This window comes from Protofrankia sp. CiP3 (assembly GCF_917627345.1).
Classification (GTDB): Bacteria; Actinomycetota; Actinomycetes; order Frankiales; family Frankiaceae; genus Protofrankia.
In genome coordinates this window covers 1-19,659 of sequence record NZ_CAKJTM010000076.1, presented here as the reverse complement: position 1 = coordinate 19,659, position 19,659 = coordinate 1, and the positions used below count along the sequence as shown (strand labels likewise).

At 65.3% G+C, this 19,659-nt stretch carries 14 protein-coding genes; all 14 read left to right on the top strand.

Annotated features, from left to right (window positions below; all coding sequences use genetic code 11):
- Window positions 1-94: 94 nt before the first annotated feature.
- Complete coding sequence (locus MJ797_RS20120) at window positions 95-892, top strand: maleylpyruvate isomerase family mycothiol-dependent enzyme (RefSeq protein ID WP_239338184.1); 798 nt, start codon at window positions 95-97, stop codon at window positions 890-892.
- 559 nt (window positions 893-1,451) lie between these two features.
- Window positions 1,452-2,357 carry a DUF2637 domain-containing protein gene (locus MJ797_RS20115; RefSeq protein ID WP_239338181.1) on the top strand — a complete coding sequence of 302 codons (906 nt, stop codon included), beginning with the start codon at window positions 1,452-1,454 and terminating at the stop codon, window positions 2,355-2,357.
- 644 nt (window positions 2,358-3,001) lie between these two features.
- Window positions 3,002-3,538, top strand: a complete 537-nt coding sequence (locus MJ797_RS20110; RefSeq protein ID WP_239338178.1) for a hypothetical protein — start codon at window positions 3,002-3,004, stop codon at window positions 3,536-3,538.
- 849 nt (window positions 3,539-4,387) lie between these two features.
- A complete protein-coding gene (hrpA, locus tag MJ797_RS20105) occupies window positions 4,388-8,356 on the top strand; it encodes an ATP-dependent RNA helicase HrpA (RefSeq protein WP_239338175.1) in 3,969 nt (1,322 codons plus the stop codon).
- A 190-nt stretch (window positions 8,357-8,546) separates the two neighbouring features.
- Complete coding sequence (locus MJ797_RS20100; RefSeq protein ID WP_239338173.1) at window positions 8,547-9,578, top strand: aldo/keto reductase; 1,032 nt, start codon at window positions 8,547-8,549, stop codon at window positions 9,576-9,578.
- 123 nt (window positions 9,579-9,701) lie between these two features.
- Window positions 9,702-10,217, top strand: a complete 516-nt coding sequence (locus MJ797_RS20095) for a Uma2 family endonuclease (RefSeq protein WP_239338154.1) — start codon at window positions 9,702-9,704, stop codon at window positions 10,215-10,217.
- Between the two features lie 25 nt (window positions 10,218-10,242).
- Entirely contained in the window at window positions 10,243-10,815 is a 573-nt protein-coding gene (locus tag MJ797_RS20090; protein WP_239338151.1) for a metallophosphoesterase family protein, read from the top strand.
- 415 nt (window positions 10,816-11,230) lie between these two features.
- Entirely contained in the window at window positions 11,231-12,706 is a 1,476-nt protein-coding gene (locus tag MJ797_RS20085) for an ATP-binding protein (RefSeq protein WP_239338131.1), read from the top strand.
- Window positions 12,707-12,810: 104 nt separating this feature from the next.
- Complete coding sequence (locus tag MJ797_RS20080; RefSeq protein ID WP_239338128.1) at window positions 12,811-13,788, top strand: DMT family transporter; 978 nt, start codon at window positions 12,811-12,813, stop codon at window positions 13,786-13,788.
- A gap of 166 nt (window positions 13,789-13,954) precedes the next feature.
- Window positions 13,955-14,788, top strand: coding sequence for a transposase family protein (locus MJ797_RS20075; protein ID WP_239338125.1), 834 nt, complete (start codon window positions 13,955-13,957; stop codon window positions 14,786-14,788).
- 305 nt (window positions 14,789-15,093) lie between these two features.
- A complete protein-coding gene (locus MJ797_RS20070; RefSeq protein ID WP_239338110.1) occupies window positions 15,094-15,981 on the top strand; it encodes a TIR domain-containing protein in 888 nt (295 codons plus the stop codon).
- 215 nt (window positions 15,982-16,196) lie between these two features.
- Complete coding sequence (locus tag MJ797_RS20065) at window positions 16,197-17,093, top strand: MoxR family ATPase (protein ID WP_239338108.1); 897 nt, start codon at window positions 16,197-16,199, stop codon at window positions 17,091-17,093.
- Window positions 17,090-18,565, top strand: a complete 1,476-nt coding sequence (locus tag MJ797_RS20060; RefSeq protein WP_239338106.1) for a hypothetical protein — start codon at window positions 17,090-17,092, stop codon at window positions 18,563-18,565. Before MJ797_RS20065 ends, MJ797_RS20060 begins: the two co-directional genes overlap by 4 nt.
- A 67-nt stretch (window positions 18,566-18,632) precedes the next feature.
- The coding region (locus MJ797_RS20055) for an SAV_2336 N-terminal domain-related protein (RefSeq protein WP_305039792.1) at window positions 18,633-19,659 on the top strand (1,027 nt) is incomplete at its 3' end.

Genomic DNA, 19,659 nt, shown 5'->3' with positions numbered 1-19,659 from the left:
TCAGTGTGGTAAACCCTACTGGCAGATCGCAGTCCACAGACGCGAAAAGCGCCCTGGCGACTGGGTGCCCGGCCTACCTTCCTCGGAGACGAACATGACCGATCGTGCCGACCAGATCATCGATGCGCTGCGCAGCGGGCACGACCAGGTGACCGCCGTGGTGCGCGGGCTTGCCGCGGACGGCCTCTCCCGGCCGTCCGGGGCGTCACAGTGGGATGTGTCCCAGGTCCTCAGCCATCTGGGCAGCGGTGCGGAGATAACGCTGGCCACTATGGAAGGCGCGCTGAACGGCACGGGCGTGCCCGCCGCGGACTTCAACACGTCGGTCTGGGCGCGCTGGGACGCGCTGTCGCCAACCGAACGCGCCGAGGACTTCATCACCGCCAACGAGAAGCTGACCATCTGCTACGAAGGCCTCGACGCGCCCACCCGCGACGAGCTGCGGATCGATCTGGGCTTCCTGCCCGCCCCGGTGGACGTCGCGACCGCTGCGGGCCTACGGCTCTCCGAGTTCACCCACCACACCTGGGATGTCGAAGTCGCCTTCGACCCGGAGGCCGTCCTGGCGCCGGCCGCGATCGAGCCACTCCTCGACCAGGTCGGCATGATTATCGGCTTCCTCGGCCGGCCGGGCGCCCTCGGCGACCGGCACGCCACGCTCGCGGTCCGCACCACCGCGCCCGGGCGCTCCTTCGGGCTCAGCCTGGGCGACACGGTCACGCTCACCAGCGAGGAGCCTGATCAGCCCGACGCGGTCCTCAACGCACCGGCGGAGTGGTGGCTGCGGCTGGTCACCGGCCGGCATGCAGCCGCGCACACCCCGGCCACCGTGACTCTGACGGGCGCTACCATCACCCTGGACGACCTGCGGCACGTCTTCCCCGGGTTCTGAGCTCACGCTGTCCGCGCTCCACGGCGAGGCCTCGTCAGGCGTTGATCCGGACTGGCGTCCCCACGGGCCTCGCCTGCCGGTGAGCCGGTCGTGGAGCCGCACGACCATCGATGGACGGCCCGCTGCCGCCATCCGCGGCTCAGTGCGACCCCTGTGGAACTGCCCCGGCTCATGTCACGGCCCGTGTCACGAGCCGCGGCCTGCCGACTGCTGGCAGCTTGCCGGATACACGGGCTGGCTCGTTGCCTGATCTCCTCAGCCGCCACCAGCCAACCAGCGTGTCGTCGCGGTGCCCGGCGCTCGTTCCCCGATCGGCACATGACCCCCACACGGTGGATAACCAGTCCTCCCGAACGTCTCCAGCTGGGCGATGACCAGCTGGATCACGGGCTTCGACGACACCACCGCCGCCGCGCCGGATAGACCGGGCATGACGTGACATGCACGGACCGTACGGGTCCGCCGGCAAAGGACGCCCTGGTGTGATGTGGGCGCGAGTGGGTGGCAGGCTATCGATGTGGTCACGCAACACGTTGTTTCAGTCAGCGGAGTCTCAACAGTGGGAGGGGATCGCGTGTTCGGGTCAGCGGAGGACAACCGGCCAGGTGCGGATACCGACGCACGGGCGGGGTGGACGGACCGCGCGATCGGCGCGGCCACGGTCGCGGCCGTGGTCACCGTCGCCGCGGTAGCGGCCTTCGTCTCCTACCGGCACATGCGGGGCGTCGCGCTGGACCATGGAGAGGACGCCACGGCCGCCGCGGTCATCCCGTTCAGCGTGGACGGCCTGATGCTGGCCGCGTCCATGACGATGCTGGCGGACCGGCGTGCCGGCCGGAGCCGCTCCTGGCTGTCCTACCTCCTGCTGACCATGGGTGCCTTCGCCTCCCTTGCCGCCAACGTGCTGCACGCCGAACCCAACCTGACCGCCCGGGTCATCGCCGGCTGGCCGGCGCTGGCGCTGCTGGGATCCTACGAACTGCTCATGCGCCAGATCCGGGTTGCCAGCCGCACCGCCGAGAACCGCGCTGCCGGCGGCCGCACAGCGCCGGCCGGACAGCCAGCTGATGACACATTCGGTGTTCCTCACCAACGGGACGCCCAACGCGATACCCAACGGGACGCCCAACGCGCCGTCGCCGATCTCATGCCGCTCTTCACCTCCCAGCCCACAGTGGCTCACCTGGCGGGTAACGACCCTGACGGCGAGGGCGCCGGGATGTCCGACGGCAAGGTCGCACCTTCCCTGACGCTGGACGCCGCGGACAAACGGGAGGCCATCGTGCATGCGCTGGAACAGACCAACGGGTCCGCCAGCGAGGCGCTGGCCTTCCTGGCCGCCCGCGGTGTCACGGTCAGCAAGAGCTGGGTGTACGAAGTCCGGAAGGACTCACGCTACGCCGATGTGTACACCGGGCCGCTGCCCATTATCGGCGAACGCACCGTTGTCGGCGGTCTTGGCTGACCACGGCATGACGGAGCAGAACACCGCTACCGGGGCCTCCGCCGCCTTGCCGGACCGGGCGCGGATGAGCTGTTCGCTGATCGAACGCCCTCTCCTCGGGCGCTCTTAATCCTGCTCAACGGCAGCCCGTACACATACCGAACTGGCGTGCTGGACGGCACCGTCATGGCGCGAGGCCCGTGCCCTGGTGCCTGGTTCACGTGTGCCGCGATGGTCAAGCGTGAGGATGAACGGACGGCCTGGTTCCTGTTTCGCCATTGCGCGCTCCACCAGGGTAAGCAGATCGTTGAAATGCGGAGAACGGAGGACGTCGGCGGTGGGCAGAAGCGCCCACCAACTGTCGCTGTGCGTACCGGGACCAAAGATGACTACTGGCGGCTCTGCCATCAACATATTGTTCCGACCGACCGCGGACAACCGGCAGCGATCGGGTGAACATCTAGTACTTGTGTGGCGATATGCCCCGCGAGGCCGCGTACGCCCCGGCACGCGGCCCAGCCACGGTCGGCTGGGGAGACGGCGGCAGCGACAGACCGGCGCCGCTGGCGGACGGCGACTCACCCGGTTGGGGTGAGGACTCCGGCCGGGAAAGAAGCCCATCGTTCACATGACCGCTGAAAACGGTGGGCGAGGAGGGAACAGACATGACGATCGGACCCGTCCAACTCCTGGTACTCGGTTTCAAGCAGCCTGATTTCCGTGGTGAGATCCAGGCTGAGCTGCAACGGCTTCGTGACAACGACCTTGTACGGGTGGTCGATGCCTTGGTCGTCCAGAAGGACGCCGACGGCGATGTCGCCGCCGTACGCGGCAGCCAGCTGACCGACGAGGAACAGGTCGAGCTCGGCGCCCTGGTGGGCGCGCTCGTCGGGCTCGGCGAAGGCGGCGAGGCCGGCATGCGGGCAGGCGCCGAACGCGGTGCGCGGACCGCCGCCGAACGGGGTGGGGTGTTCAGCGAGGAGGATGCCTGGGACGTGCTCGCCGAGATCCCCGAGGACACCGCGGCCGCGCTGATCCTGCTTGAGCACCGGTGGGCCATCCCGCTGCGGGACTCGATCGCGCGAGCGGGCGGATTCCGGCTCGCCTCGGAGTTCATCAGTCCGCTCGACCTGGTATCGCTGGGCCTGGTGGAAGCCCGCGAGGCCGAGGCGCTGGCAAAGGCGGAAAAGGCGACGATCTGAATTCTCGCGCAGCGCGACAGAGGGAGAGACGACGATGCTTGGACGCTCCCGCCGGATTGCCCGGCGCACAGGACGGCGCACAGGACGGCGAACCGCTCGCCGGGTCGTGCGCCGCGACAGTTAAAGACCGGAACAGGACAACAGGCCGGAACTGATCAGGACGCACATGCGCAGGTAACCATCTGGACACGCTAAGAGCGACCGACAATAGGGGCGTGGATCAAGGAGCGGGGCTGGGGTGCGTGCATCGCGAGGCGGAGGAGGGAGTCACCCTGGTGTTGGGTGGCGACCGACGACAACGCGGTGAGGTGCGTGCCCCGGCCCCGCGACGCCGCGTCCCCTATTGCCGGTCGCTCTAACCTGGGAAGCGCGGCCGCTGTGTACGGTGGCCGCGCTTTTCCCACGCCGGATGTCACTCAGCAGTTGGATGTCACCCCAGCAGTCAGCTGTCGCCCCACAGGGCGTCCCACCAGCCGGGTTCCGCGGCCACGCTGCCGCCCCCCTGCCACCGTATGCCCGCCGTCACCGCAGGCCCGGCCGTCACACCGCCACCGCGGTGACGGCATGCTCGATCAGCTACTCGACCGCCCACGTGATCAGCCCGCCCGCCCGGGACCTCCACCGGGCTCCAGGCGGCACCCATCCCATGCCCACCGCCGGCCCATCCTCCTCGCTCGGGGACCGCTGGCATTGCACCGGGTGACAGCGAGCACGGACATGATGGGCCTTCATCCTGATTGAGTAGGTCGTGACACCGGGAATACCCGACGGCCGACGGCCACTTGACCAACGGGTCGGTACCCGTTGCCCCTTGCCCGCCATCCATACTTCGTTGGACGCTGCTTCCCGATGCCTCCGCCCACCGCCCTGGCCGCACGACTGCCCGATCTGATGGTGCGTGATCAGCGCCGTCTGCAGCGCCGTATCGACGGCATGCGCAAAATACGCGACCCCGAAGCTCGTCAAGCCGCCTTCGCCACGATCACCGCTGACATCGACACAGCCGCGCTGCGCGTGCAGCGGCGGCGCGCGCGTGTGCCAGCCGTCACCTATCCCCCAGCGCTACCGGTCAGCCAGAAAAAGGACGAGATCCTCGCCGCGATCCGGGACCACCAGGTCGTCATCCTCGCCGGCGAAACCGGCTCGGGAAAGACCACGCAGCTGCCGAAAATATGCCTTGAGCTGGGACGCGGTGTACGCGGGCTGATCGGCCACACCCAGCCGCGCCGGTTGGCGGCACGGGCGGTGGCGGAACGGGTCGCGGCGGAGCTGGGCGAACCCGATGGGCAACCAGGCGGGATAGTCGGCTACAAGGTGCGGTTCGCCGATCAGGTCGGCGGCGACAGCCTGATCAAGCTGATGACCGACGGCATCCTGCTGGCCGAGATCCAGACAGACCGGTCGCTGTACCAGTACGACACGCTGATCATCGATGAGGCCCATGAACGCAGCCTCAACATCGACTTCATCCTCGGCTATCTGAAGCAGCTCCTGCCCCGCCGGCCCGACCTCAAAGTGATCATTACATCGGCGACCATCGACCCACGGCGTTTCTCCAGCCACTTCGGCGGCGCGCCCATGATCGAGGTTACCGGCCGGACCTTTCCCGTCGAGGTCCGCTACCGGCCCCTGGTGGCGGAGATCGGCCCCGATGCCGGATCCGGCGGCACGGATGGCGTCAGGGGTGGCAGGGCCGCCGCCACGGCGGTCCAACGCGACCCGACAGAAGCGATCACAGCCGCGGTGGACGAGCTGTGCGCGGCGGGCCCCGGCGACATCCTCGTCTTCCTCAGCGGTGAGCGGGAGATCCGTGATACCGCCGGCATCCTGGCAAAACGGCAGTTGCGCGATACCGAGATCGTACCGCTGTACGCACGGTTGTCCGCCGCGGAACAGCACCGGGTCTTCCAGCCCCACGCCGGGCGCCGGATCGTGCTCGCCACCAATGTCGCGGAAACCTCGTTGACGGTTCCCGGCATCAGGTATGTGATCGACCCGGGCACAGCGCGCATCTCCCGCTACAGCAGCCGGACAAAAGTCCAGCGCCTGCCGATCGAAGCCATCTCACAGGCATCCGCGAACCAGCGGAAGGGACGTTGCGGGCGACTGGCCGACGGTATCTGCATCCGGCTGTACTCGGCCGAGGACTTCGCCGCCCGCCCGGAATTCACCGATCCGGAGATTCTGCGGACGAACCTCGCGTCCGTCATCCTGGCCATGACCGCGTTGAACCTGGGCGACATCGCGGCATTTCCCTTTATCGACGCCCCGGATTCGCGCAGTATCGCCGACGGGGTGTTGCTGCTCACCGAACTCGGCGCCGTCGAAACGGAACCCGCCAACGGAGCCGCGAAGACCGGTGGGCATCGCCGCCTGACGCCGCTGGGACGTAAACTGGCGCAGCTGCCGCTTGACCCACGACTGGCCCGCATGGTGTTGGCGGCCGAAGACAACGGCTGTGTGCATGAAGTCATGGTCATCGCGGCCGCGCTGTCCATCCAGGACCCGCGCGAACGTCCCGTCGACGCTCAGCAGGCCGCCGCGGAGAAACACGGCCGTTTCACCGACAGGCAGTCGGATTTCCTCGCCTACCTCAACCTGTGGGAGTATCTGGGGGAACAGCAGCGGGAACTGTCGGGAAACCAGTTCCGCAAACTGTGCCGGGCCGATTTTCTGAACTACCTGCGGGTACGGGAGTGGCAGGATATATACAGCCAGCTGCGCCAGGCCGCGAAGACCCTCGGGATGTCGCTGAACAGCGCGCCCGCCGACCCCCGTGGGATCCATGTCTCGCTGCTGGCCGGCCTGCTGTCGCACATCGGTCTCGCCGATACCGAGAAGCAGGACTACCAGGGGGCGCGCAACGCCCGGTTCGCGGTATTCCCCGGTTCGGCGTTGTCCAGGAAACCACCGCGCTGGTTGATGGCCGCCGAGCTCGTCGAGACGTCCCGGCTGTGGGGACGGACGGTTGCGCGCATCGAACCGGAATGGGCGGAAGCGCTCGCCCCCCACCTGGTCCGGCGTGCATACAGCGAACCGCACTGGGAGAAGAGCCGGGGCGCGGTGGTGGCGTCCGAGAAGGTGACGCTGTACGGGATTCCGCTGGTTGTTTCCCGCAAGGTGAACTACAGCGCGATCGACCCGCAGCTGTGCCGGGACCTGTTCATCCGCCACGCCCTGGTCGAGGGCGACTGGCAGACCCACCACGCGTTCTTCCACGCCAACCAGGAGCTGCTCGACGACGTCGAGGAACTGGAACACCGGGCACGCCGCCGCGACATCCTGGTCGACGACGAGACCCTGTTCGACTTCTACGACCAGCGAATCCCCACTCATGTCGTCTCCGGGCGCCACTTTGACAGCTGGTGGAAAAAAACCCAGCGCACCCAGCCCGACCTGCTCGCCTTCTCCACCACCATGCTGATCAAGACCGACGCGGCCGGGGTCGACGAGCGCGACTACCCCGACGTCTGGCGGCATAACGAGCTCGCCCTGGCGCTGTCCTACCAGTTCGAACCCGGCACGGACGCGGACGGCGTGACCGTGTGCATCCCGCTGCCGGTACTCAACCAGGTGACCGCCGAAGGCTTCGACTGGCAGGTACCCGGCCTGCGCGAGGAACTGGTGACCGCGCTGATCAGATCCTTGCCCAAGCAGATACGGCGCAGTTTCGTCCCGGCGCCTGACTACGCCAGGCGGGTGCTGGAATCGGTGACACCGGCGGACGGACCACTGCTCGCCATCCTGGAACGCGAGCTCGGCCACCTCGCCAACGTGGATGTGCCCAGGGACGCCTGGCAGCTTGACCGGGTGCCCGACCACCTGAAGATCACATTCCGGATCGTCGACGAGGCACAGGCCACTCTCGCCGAGGGCAAGGACCTCGCCGCGCTTACCCGGGCGTTGGCACCGACGATGCGGGTGGCGGTCAACGCCGTGGCGGACGGTGTCGAGCGCCACGGCCTGCGGACCTGGGATTTCGGCCCGATCCCCCAGCTCGTCGAACAACGCCACGCCGGCCAGCCGGTCAGGGCGTATCCCGCGCTGGTCGACGAGACCGACAGTGTGGGGATCCGCGTCTTCGCCACCGAGACCGACGCCCGCCACGCCATGTGGCAGGGCACCCGGCGCCTGTTGTTGCTGAACGCGCCGTCACCGGTCCGTGACATCAACGCCACGCTGACGAACCAGGCCAAACTGACGCTCAGCCATCATCCATACCGCAACGCCACCGAGCTGCTCGATGACTGCATCGCCTGCGCCGTTGACAAACTGATCACGGAATGCGGCGGTCCGGCCTGGGATGCCGACGGGTTCACCAAGCTGCGCGACATCGTCCAAGCCGGCCTGACCGTGACCGCGATCGATGTCGTGACAAAGGTGGAGCGGGTCCTGGCCACCGCGCACACCATCGAGCGGCAGCTCAGGACGACGACCGGCCTGGCGTTGGTGGCGGCCCTCAGTGACGTGCGCTCCCAGCTCTCCGGCCTGGTGTATCGGGGCTTCGTCGCCGGCACGGGCTGGGCTCGGCTGCCCGACCTCGTCCGCTACCTGACCGCGATCACACTGCGCCTGGACAAGCTGCCGAGCGATCCGAACCGTGACCGGGAACGCACCCGGCACATCGAACAGGTGACGCGGGAGTACAACCAGTTGCTGGGCAGGCTCCCACCGGGCAGCCCGCCCAGCGAGGGGCTGGCACGGATCCGCTGGATGATCGAGGAACTACGGGTCAGCTACTTCGCCCAGACCCTGCGGACGCCGTACCCGGTCTCCATGGAACGGATCTTTCGAGCGATGGACCAGCTCACGCTTTGACGGGCCAGTTGGCGTTCTGGCCGGGTTCGATTAAATTCGATTTGATTGGATCAAATTCATTGATTAAGAGCATCCAGCAGCAGGGGTGTGGATCAAGAAACGGAGTTGGGGTACGCGCCCCAGCCCCGCGACGCCGCGCCCCCTGTTGCCGGTCGCTCTGAACCGGTCGCGCTAAAGGAGAGTAAGCACAATGATACTTCGCGCCTTCGGCCGGACCGGGGTGAAGGTCAGTCCGCTGACGCTCGGGGCGATGATGTTCGGCGCCTGGGGAAATCCCGACCATGACGACAGCATCCGGATCATTCACCGCGCTCTGGACGCGGGCATCAATATCATCGACACCGCGGACATCTACTCACAGGGTGAGTCCGAGGAAATCGTCGGCAAGGCGCTCGCCGGGGGCCTGCGGGACGAGGTGGTGCTCGCGACGAAGTTCCACGCACCCATGGGCGACAACCCCAACCATCGGGGCAACTCCCGCCGATGGATCATCCGCGAGGTCGAGAACAGCCTGCTCCGCCTGCGGACCGACTGGATCGACCTCTACCAGGTGCACCGGCCCGAGCCCGGCACTGACTTCGACGACACCCTCGGCGCTCTGAGCGACCTCGTCCACCAAGGAAAGATCCGCTATATCGGGACGTCGACCTTCGAGCCGTCCGCCATCGTGGAAGGGCAGTGGATCGCCGAGCGGCGAGGCCGGGAACGTGTCGTGTCCGAGCAACCGCCGTACTCCCTGCTGGCCCGCGGTGCCGAGCGCGAGGTCCTGCCGGTTGCGCAGCGCTATGGACTGGCCGTGATCCCGTGGAGCCCGCTGGCCGGCGGGTGGCTGTCCGGGCGCTACCGCAAGGGAGCCGAGCTGCCCGTCTCCGGCCGTGGCCAGCGCACGCCCGGACGTTTCGACCTGACCCTCCCGGCGAACGCCACCAAGCTCGAGGCGGTCGAGCGGCTCGCCCTCCTGGCCGAAGACGCGGGGCTCTCCCTCATCCACCTGGCCATCGCGTTCGTCCTCACCCACCCGGCCGTCACTTCGGCAATCATCGGCCCGCGGACCTTGGAGCAGCTCGAGTCACAGCTCGACGCGGTCAAGGTGACGCTCTCGCCGGACGTCCTGAACCGGATCGACGAGATCGTGCCGCCGGGCATCACGATCAACATGGCGGACGCGGGCTATGAACCGCCGTCGCTGACCGAGCCGGCAGCGCGCCGCCGGAACGCGTGATCCGGCGAGAGACACTCTCGGACACGGATGGCACGGTATTGATCTATAATCTGGCGTGACCACGAGAGACTCTCGCGGCCTTCGGCCGACGAAGTCGACGAAGTCACGGAGAGGCGGTCCGGCATGCGCACCATAGTTCTCGGCGAACGCCCTCAGATCCTCGACGAGTTCATCGCCCGGCGCGAATCACTCGGGCAGGACACCTTCGACGAGATCTGGAACGGGGAATATCACATTGCGCCGGGCCCATCAGCGGAACACGGCCGTGTAGACGACGAGATCAGCGCGCTGCTACGGATTCGTGCGCGGGCCGCCGGGCTTGTGGGCACCGGCCCGTTCAACCTCGGCCGCCGCAACGACTACCGGGTACCCGACGGTGGATTGCACCGCGGGAACCCGACCGGCGTGTACCTTTCCACCGCCGCCGTGGTCATCGAGGTCGTGTCACCGGACGACGAGACCTATGCGAAGATCGATTTTTATGCCGCGCACGGGGTGGGCGAACTGATCGTCGCCGATCCGAACCGCCGGACGGTGCGAATCTGGCAACTCGTGGACGGCAAATACGACGAGACCGGGCGCAGCGACCTGCTCGACGTCACGGCAACCGAACTGATCGACGGCATCGACTGGCCGTGAACCGACTGGTAATGACAGGAATTCTGTGACGACGTGGTACACAGCCGATCTCCATTTCGGCCACACGAACATTCTGGGCTATGCCTCGCGGCCCTGGCCCGACGTCGAGGCGATGAACGCCGGCCTGGTGGCACGCTGGAACGCCGTGGTGGCGGCCACGGACACCGTCTGGGTTCTCGGGGACGTCTCGCTCACGCCGGCGAAGCTCGGCCCGGTCGCCGCGCTGAACGGCCACAAGATTCTCGTCGCCGGTAATCATGACTCCTGTTGGTCCGGGCACCGCCGGCACGCCGGCCAGATCCGTCGGTACATCGAGGCGGGCTTCGCCGACGTCCACACGTCCGGAGTCGTGCGGGAACACCGGATCGGCAACCAGCTGGTCACGTTGGCCCACTTCCCCTACCGCGGCGACCACACGGAATCCGACCGCTATGTCGACAGCCGTCCCGATGACGACGGCCGGCCGCTGCTGTGCGGGCACGTACACGACGCCTGGCAGATCAGCGAACGACAGATCAACGTGGGCGTGGACGTCTGGGACTGGATACCCGTCCCGGCGGCGACGCTGCTGAAACTGGTCGACGCCATGCCTCAGTAAGGACGCCCGACAATAGGGACGTGGATCAAGGAGTGGGGCTGGGGTGCGTGCGTCGCGAGGCGGCGGAGGGAGCCACCCTGGCCCTTGGGGTGGTTGACCGACGACAACGTCACGAGGTGTGTGCCCCACCCCCGCGACGCCACCTCGCCGCTGTTCAGCGGGCCGGAATCAACGCTGATGGCGGAGTTTCCCGCACCCGGCCAGTCACAGCAAGTTCTCGAGGCGGTGGGCACCGACCGCGGACCACGGCCCGGCTCCCGCCCGTGCTGGACGAGCAGCAGCGCGCCCGCCCCGTCGAGGATGTCGCCCTGGCTCACGGGACCCGGCGTGACATCCGCCCAGCCAACCAGATCCCCCGCGCTCCGCCAGTAGCATGCATCTATGTAGATGTCATCTACATAGATGGGATGCCCTCATGGCGTGGGACTTCGTCGGCAGAGCGACCGAGCTTGCCCTCCTGCGCAAGCGGCTGGATCAGCTGGCCTCCTCCCGCGCTGGACGAGCCGTCGCCCTCCGGGGCCGGCGGCAGGTGGGCAAGTCACGCCTTGTGCAGGAGTTCTGCGATCGGGCCAGTGTCCCCTATTTCTTCTTCACCGCGACCAAGGGCGCCTCACCTGTCGAATCGGTGGCCGCCTTCTTCGCGGACCTCAGGGAGTCGTCCCTGCCGACCGATCGTGAACTCGTGCCGACCGGAGCCACGGGAAGCTGGCCTGACGCCTTCCGTGTCCTCGCCTCGGTCCTACCCAGCTCCCCTGCCATCGTCGTCCTCGACGAACTTCCCTGGCTCGCGGAACAGGACAATCTGTTCGATGGGGCGCTGCAGACAGCCTGGGACCGGCTGCTCGCCGGACGCCCGGTGCTCCTCCTGCTCCTCGGCAGCGATATCCATATGATGGAACGGCTCACCGCCTACGACCGGCCGTTCTTCGGACGGGCCGACAACCTTGTCCTCGGCCCCCTCAACCCGGCGGAAACAGGACGTGCGCTGGGTCTGGACGCGGCCGACGCGATCGACGCCCAGCTGGTTTCCGGTGGGCTGCCCGGTATTCTCCGGAACTGGCCATCCGGAACTCCGCCGCTGTCCTTCATCGAACAGGAATGCACCGACCCGGCCTCGCCGCTGTTCAGCGTGCCGGAATCAACGCTGATGGCGGAGTTTCCCGCACCCGACCAGTCCCGGCGGGTACTCGAGGCGGTGGGCAGCGGAGACCGTACACACACCAACATCGCCGCGTCCGCGGGCAGCCGCCAGGGGGCCCTGAGCTCAGGATCGCTGTCGCCGCTCCTACGCCGGCTGGTCGAGGAGAAGCGCGTACTCGCTGTCGACGAGCCACTGTCGACCCGCCCTGGCAAGCCCGCGCTCTACCGGGTCGCCGACAGCAATCTGCGCCTGTATCTCACCGCGCTGCGGTCCGCCCAGGAACAGGCACGTCGCGGACGGCCTGAAGCGGCCTTCCGGCTTGTGCAACGCCGCTGGCCGGCATGGCGGGGCAGGGCGGTCGAACCGCTGGTCCGCGAGGCGCTGGAACTCGCGTCGGTCTCAGGCGCGCTGCCCTGGCCCGACGTCGAAGCGGTGGGCGGTTGGTGGAACCGCCGGTTCGACCCGGAGATGGACCTGGTCGGAGCCGACCGGTCACCCGTAGCCCGGCGGCTGCACTTCGTCGGGTCGGTGAAGTGGCTGGGGACCGCGTTCGACAACCATGACCTCGCGGACCTCATGCGCGGTGCACCCGCGGTGCCCGGTTTCACCGTCGGCGACACGGGATTCGCCATCGTGTCCCTGTCCGGCACCGACCCAGCTCTCGACCTTGCCCGCGTGGATCTCGTCTGGGGTCCGGGCGAGATTCTTTCCGCCTGGCAAACGACTTCCGGCGCCGGCCACGGTGGGTAGCAACCGTCACTCACCCCATGTAGCGCAGGCCGCGCCAGCGACGATCAATGGCAGTATCGCGCACGATGGCCGGGCACGGTGCCCCGACGTGTGAAGGCTGGACGATGACCGAGGTGACCGAGCGGCACATCCAGATCGGATGGCTACCAAGCTTCATCCTGCTGTCCGCGATCTGGGGGTCGAGCTTCGCACTGATCAAAATTGCGGTCAACGAAGGCGTCCCCCCGATGTGGGTGGCGCTGTGGCGATGTGTGTTCGGCGCTCTGGCGCTCAGTGCCGTGTGCCTGGCGAAGAGACTGCGGTTTCCCCGCTCCCGCGCGACCTGGGGCCACGCGGCGGTGGTCGCGGCCCTGCTCAACGCCATGCCGTTCGCGCTGTTCGCGTGGGGTGAAACACAGGTGAGTTCGCTGCTCGCCGGCGTTTTCAACGCGACGACGCCGCTGACGACGCTCGTCTTCGTTCTGGTGTTGGTGTCTGGGGAGCGCCCTGAGCCGCGACGGCTTCTCGGGCTGTTGGTGGGGTTCGTCGGCGTTCTCGTCCTACTCGGCGTCTGGCATGGGGTGCACGGTGGCACGGTCCCCGGAAGCCTGGCATGCCTCGGAGCGGCCGCCTGCTACGGGGCCGGTTTCGCCTACACCCGGCGCTTCTTCTCCGGAGGCGGGGAGCCCGCGATCGTGCTGTCAGCCGTACAGATCGCCTGTGCGACCATGGAACTGCTGGCCGTCGGCCCGCCTGTCAGCGGCCTGCCGAGCTGGCCCGGCCCTGGGGCCGGGATCGCTCTCCTACTGCTCGGAACGTTCGGGACGGGCGTGGCGTACGTGTTGAACCTCAGCGTGATCCGTGCGGCCGGCGCGACAGTCGCCTCCACGGTCACCTACCTGATCCCGCTGTGGTCCACGCTTCTCGGTACCGCGGCGCTGTCGGAGCCGCTCAGCCCGGATGTCCTGATCGGCGGCCTTCTGATCGTCGTCGGCGCGGTGCTCACCCGCCCACCGCGGGCCCGCACGCCCGCGGTACCCATCCCCGCCTCGCCGGTCACTCCGGACGACGGCCGGCAGCAGGAGCCGAGCCCGTCTGTTTAGCAGCTGTATCGAGGATCGCGAGTGAGCCATTCCCAGCAACGACTCGTGACGCTTGGTGACTGTTACGGGATGTGAGCGCCTTGGGGGTTGTGACGACGAGAGCACGGGGCTCCGGTAGGAAGGTTGCTCCGATCAAAGACCAACCCCAAGGGAACCCCGCGCCTCGATGAGTTTCACATACACCGCCGAACTGCCCTTCAGCGATCACACTGTCTTCCGCCTGGCGAGTCTTCTCATCGCGAAGCGTCAACGCCGCGGCACTCGCACGGGCACCCGTACCCTGACCCCGCTGGAACAGGCCGTCATGGTCTTGCGCTGGTTCTGTGACGGTGTCAGGGCCAAACAGCTCTTCCGGGATCATGGAGTGTCCCGGTCCGTGGGCTACCGCTACCTCCACGAGGGCATCGCCGTGCTCGCCTGGCAAGCCCCTGACCTGCGCGCAGCGCTGATGCGCGCCAGGATCGCCGGCTACGACCACCTCATCATCGACGGCCCGGTCATCGAGACCGACCGGCTACGCACACCCGGCCCGACCGCAGGCGTGGACCTGTGGTGGTCCGGGAAGATCTCCAACCACGGCGGGAACATCCAGATTCTCTCCGCCCCCGACGACGACTGGCCCCTGTGGGTCTCCGACGTGCGGCCCGGCCGCGAACACGACTCGACCGCCCTGAAAGCCTCCGGCGCACTGGCGATCCTCCAGGAGTGGACCGCCAACCGGCACGAGGTACTGCTCGACCTCGGCTACGAAGGGCTGGGCAGCCCGGCCGGGCCGCTCGCGACCGCGTACAAGAAGCCCGCCGGCGGCACCCTCACCGACGACCAGAAGGCGCACAACCGGATCCACAACGCGCTACGCGCCGTCGGCGAACGCGCGAACGCCCTGCTCAAGGTCACCTTCCGGCTGCTCCACACCATCACCATCGATCCCTGGAAGATCGGAATTGTCGCAAAAGCCGCCCTCGTCATCCTCCACACCGAGTACCGCAGGACCGCCTGACACCCAACACGCCAACACAGCGTTGTCGCTACGGAATGCAACGAAAGGTTGCCGGGAAAGGCTCATTGTCAGGCCAAGGACTGACCGCTCGCGGGTGATGTGTTCCAGCTCCGCCTCAGCCACACCGTCGGATCGCGTCGCCACGCAACCACCGGCCCGATCATGTTAATGCCATAGGTCCAAGTTCCGCCCGGTACACTCCGGCGCCGAGTAAGGCGTTATGGTAACGACGAACGAGCGGTCCAATAGATCCATCGGAGGCGAAAGCCATTGGAACACGCAGCGTCCACGGATGAGTTCGGAGCGTGAGCGACTCGATGAGTCACCCCGAACCATCGCCGGATGAATCGGCGCCTGCGGTCAAGAAGATCGACTTCTTCATCTCCTATACCAAGGCCGACAAACAGTGGGCCGAATGGATAGCGTGGCAGTTGGAGGCAGCCGGCTACCTGTCCCATGTGCAGGCCTGGGATGCCACCCCTGGCTCAGGTTTCGTCGAAAAGATCCACAGTGCGCTGCAGCTTACAGACAAGGTTTTGGCAATCTTGTCTGCTGCGTACCTCAAGTCCAGCTATGAGGCCGTACCATGGCAGCAGGCTATAGGCAGGAGGAACACCGAGCCGGCGCTGCTGACTTTTCGGATTGAGGACGTCGCTCCCCCCGGCCTACTTGAGCAGATCGTCTACGTTGATCTCTTCGGAGTGGATGAAGCAGTGGCTCGGGAGCGGCTCCTGACGGCCGCACAGGGGCGGCGGGCAAAGCCAACGCGTCCACCAGCTTTTCCCGCACCGCACTTTCCCAGTGAGGCGGTCGCAGCACGGCCAAACGATAGACAGCCCAGCCGGCTAAAGCCGGAAACCGGTAACAGGAAGCGGCCATCATCCGCACAGATCCGCGAGCTGGCGACTGTTCTCGCGCGCCTGGCGGTGATGTCTTCCCCCCAGAACCGCGACGAAGTGGTCAGCCAGCTGCCTGACGCACTCGTCCAGGCCGTCCCGTACAACGCACGGACCGATGTGTACCTGCCCGGGCTGCTGCGCGTATGTCTTGATCGCACTCACGGACTACGGGATCTTCTAGCGATCCTGGACTACTTCGAGGGTGGGACCAACCCGATGGCGGAATTCCGTGCGGTCGCCGAACGCGTCCTAGCTGACCTGAACGAAGGCACTTTACCGGAGTCCAACGCATGACGTCTCCGACCGAGGAACCGTTGGGACAATCTGGCCCGGAGGCTCGTGCCGACTGGCTCATATTCCGCGATGACGGTCAGCCCCATCTGGCGATCGAGTCAATGCCCGGGCCTCCCCCATGGCGCAGGTTCGGCCCTGGCACGCGGTTCGATCCAGCCTGGAGCCTGCCTCGGCCACCCGACCCCGGGTTGGAGCGTCGGCTCGGACCGCGTGGCATGCGCGGAGGTACCCTGATCGCCAAAGAGATCGAACTGATCAACGCGGCGATGCTGCTACGCCGGCCGCTACTCGTCTCAGGCAAGCCTGGTAGCGGCAAGTCGTCGTTGGCGTACTCGCTCGCCTTCGAACTGCAGCTGGGCAGGATCTTGCGTTGGCCGATTACGAGTCGGTCTACCCTACGTGACGGACTATATCGGTATGACGCTATCGGCCGGCTACACGAAGCAGGGAGACAGGTAGGGATGTTCGGCGACAGTCGTGCCGATAGAAGAGGGCCGGACTCCCAGCCCTCAACCGATGACATCGGGTCAGGAACGAGCCGTCTACCAGAGATAGGACGATTCCTGCAACTCGGCCCGCTCGGCACGGCTCTGTTGCCATATAAGCATCCGCGGGTATTACTGATCGACGAAATCGATAAAAGCGACATCGATTTCCCGAACGATCTGTTGAACATCCTCGAAGACGGCGAGTTCGAGATTCCCGAACTCGCCCGCCTACCCGCTGCACAGCGAGAGGTCGAGGTACGGACCGACGATCCAGACGGTGCAGCGTTCGTCACAGCTGGTCGGGTTCAGTGCAGCGCCTTCCCGATTATCGTGTTGACCAGCAATGGCGAACGTGAATTTCCGCCGGCGTTCCGGCGGCGCTGTATCCAGATAAACCTAGCCGAACCCGATCTTCCCGCACTACAGCGGATCATCAGCGCCCAACTCGGCCCGGAATCGACGGCGGCAAGCGAACGCCTCGTCGAGTATTTCCTACGCCAGAAAAACCAGCGGACCATCGCAACCGACCAGTTATTGAACGCTATATACCTGCGCATGTCCGGTGAATTGCCGGACCGTCTCCGCGACGGCATCCTGCGACCGATTGACGGTTCAGACGGATGACCATACCTTGCCAGGACGGCGCCCAACCGACAACGCTCCGGGTACTTCCGTTCCTCCTCCCCCCAGTATTTATTCTGAACCAACATCCTCGCCTGGAAACCGCGCAACAGCTCGACGAGATATTTCCTTATCAGGAAGACAGAAGAAAAATCATCGATCTCACGCGGCGGACCAGTGCCCCTGGGATCGATCCCACCTTGGAGTGGCCGAGTCTACTGCAACGCTATAGCAAAATTCTGTATGGCCTAGAGAACTTGCTTTCGCAAGTAAACCAGCTATATCCTGACTATATTCAGACTGCAGAAATAATGGAGATAATCAAAAAGGCAGCTGGGGATCCCGTCGTCTCACCGACCCAGTTCGACAATCTTGGACAGATTATCGTCCAAACACGGCTGCCAACGGCCACCGCCCTAGAAATCATGGATGATCTTCCTGGTTTACGAATACAACTACCGGCGGCGATCAAGAAACCCTACGACATCCTCCGCCATCTTGCCTTTATTCCGCCAAACCAACCCGGCAAACCCGTTCTCTTCGATTATGTCCGGCAGCTCGCACAGCGATCTGATGATCAGCCTGAAAAATCCGCCCTGAACTCCTGGCTGGACAGTGTGACCACGCGAATCGATTCGCCCGAGGAGGCTCCCAGCCAGACACCGCGTCGGAATACTGTTCCTTACCTACCAATCCTAGTGGAGGAAGCAGGTGGGGGCCATTACACGGTCCGTGCGTGGCTGCGGCGATCTGGCTACGACGACAAGCCACTCTTCGATCACGATGACCCAGTTAGCCGCGAGGATCTCCCAAAGCTCTTCGATTGCGCTGTCCGTTCTGTCGAAAACAACCACAGCACCAATATCAGCCAGTTAGTAATCGAGGTATTTCTCCCAGACGATCTCCTTTCGTTAGATATTGACGAGTGGCGTCTTGGATTTTCTGGCCAAGATATGGACGGTCCAATCGGAGCGCAGTACGCTGTCGTAACACGTCTGCTCCGTCGAGCCCAGATGTCAGTCTGCCATGATACCTGGCGACTCAAGTGGGATCATCTAGCCATGTGTGATAACAACGTCAACTGTCACATCTCGGAGTGGTTCGAAGAACCGTTAGAGGATGTCAAGCTCTACTACCGCTGGTTAAATCAAGAAACGCCTGGGAGTGTTCGTATCGGATTCGCCCTCGATTCTACTACCAATGACGGTAGGTCAATCATCGAAGGGATCTATGCTGGTGTTCCGATTGCCCTATGGAGCCGGACAAGCAGCGCCCACGGCGACGAATTTCGGCAGATCGTAGATTGCATCCTAGCGAACACCCCCATTTCCCAACTTCCGAAGAAGGTACAAGATCTACGTAGGAGGATTGCAGAAAGGCCGCATGTGCGACAGCCTGGCCAGGGAATAGTCCTGCTGTATGATGATCCCAGCAGTGTGCCCCCCAATCTGGGCAGGAAGCTGTCAGCACCATGATGTGCGCAGCTGCTCCCGCGAATCGATGGACCAGCATGGCTCGTCGTAACTATCTTGGCGATTCCTGATGATCGAAGATTTATTCAAGGAGCTGCACACCTCCGGTTTGGATATTGAACCGCTTGAACTTGCCGACGCTCTGTGGCTCGCCACCAAAATGGTCCGGCCTGACCGGATACCCGAGCCTGGCTCACTACATGAAATGTCGACCAACGCAAGTGCTGCGGATCTCAAAGACACCCCCGGGTCGGCAACCAACATAGCAGCTTCGCTCGCAAACGCGGAAAATCCGCCAGCGGAGCGGGGCCCCTTACACGCTCCCACCGATCCATCCGGCGAGGACTCTCACGGTCACATTTACCTGCTTCCGAATACTGAGCAAATGTTTTCTCCAGGCGACGAATCAGGGCTACTAATACGGGTACCGGTGCCACCCGCTCTCCCTGACACCCTCACGCTCGGCCGCGCGTTACGCGCATTTCAGAGAAGAGTCCCTTCTCGGACCGAAGTGACCTTCGACGAAGAGGCGACAGCAGAGCGGATAGCGGAGCAAGGCATATGGCAAGCAGTATCCCAACCAGCCACGACACGCTGGCTTGATGTTGCTCTCGTCGTCGACGACAGCCCGTCGACAGCTATCTGGAGGGAACTCATTGACGAGTTCCGTCTCCTCTTGGAACGCCAAGGTGCGTTCAGAGACGTGCGCCAATGGTCTTTCAACGGAGACGATCAAGAACCCAGACTCGGCTTGCGACCACGAAGCCAGCAGGGACAGGCATCCGGCGTACGGCGCAACCCATGGGAGCTTATCCATCCACGCGGCGAGCGACTTGTCATTGTAGTGAGCGATTGCGTGGGAAGCAGCTGGCACCGCGGCACAGCCTGGAAAATGATCCTCGACTGGGGTGCGGCACAGCCAATCGCGCTTCTCCAACTCCTACCCCAGCGGCTTTGGAGCGGTACCGCGCTCGCCTCTGTCGTCGCAAACATCCGCTCCCCGGGTCCAGCAGCCGCCAATCGGAAATTCACCATCGACTCGCAGTTTCCCTTGGCAGATACTTTGACTCCGGACCCAGCTCTCGGTGAAGAACATA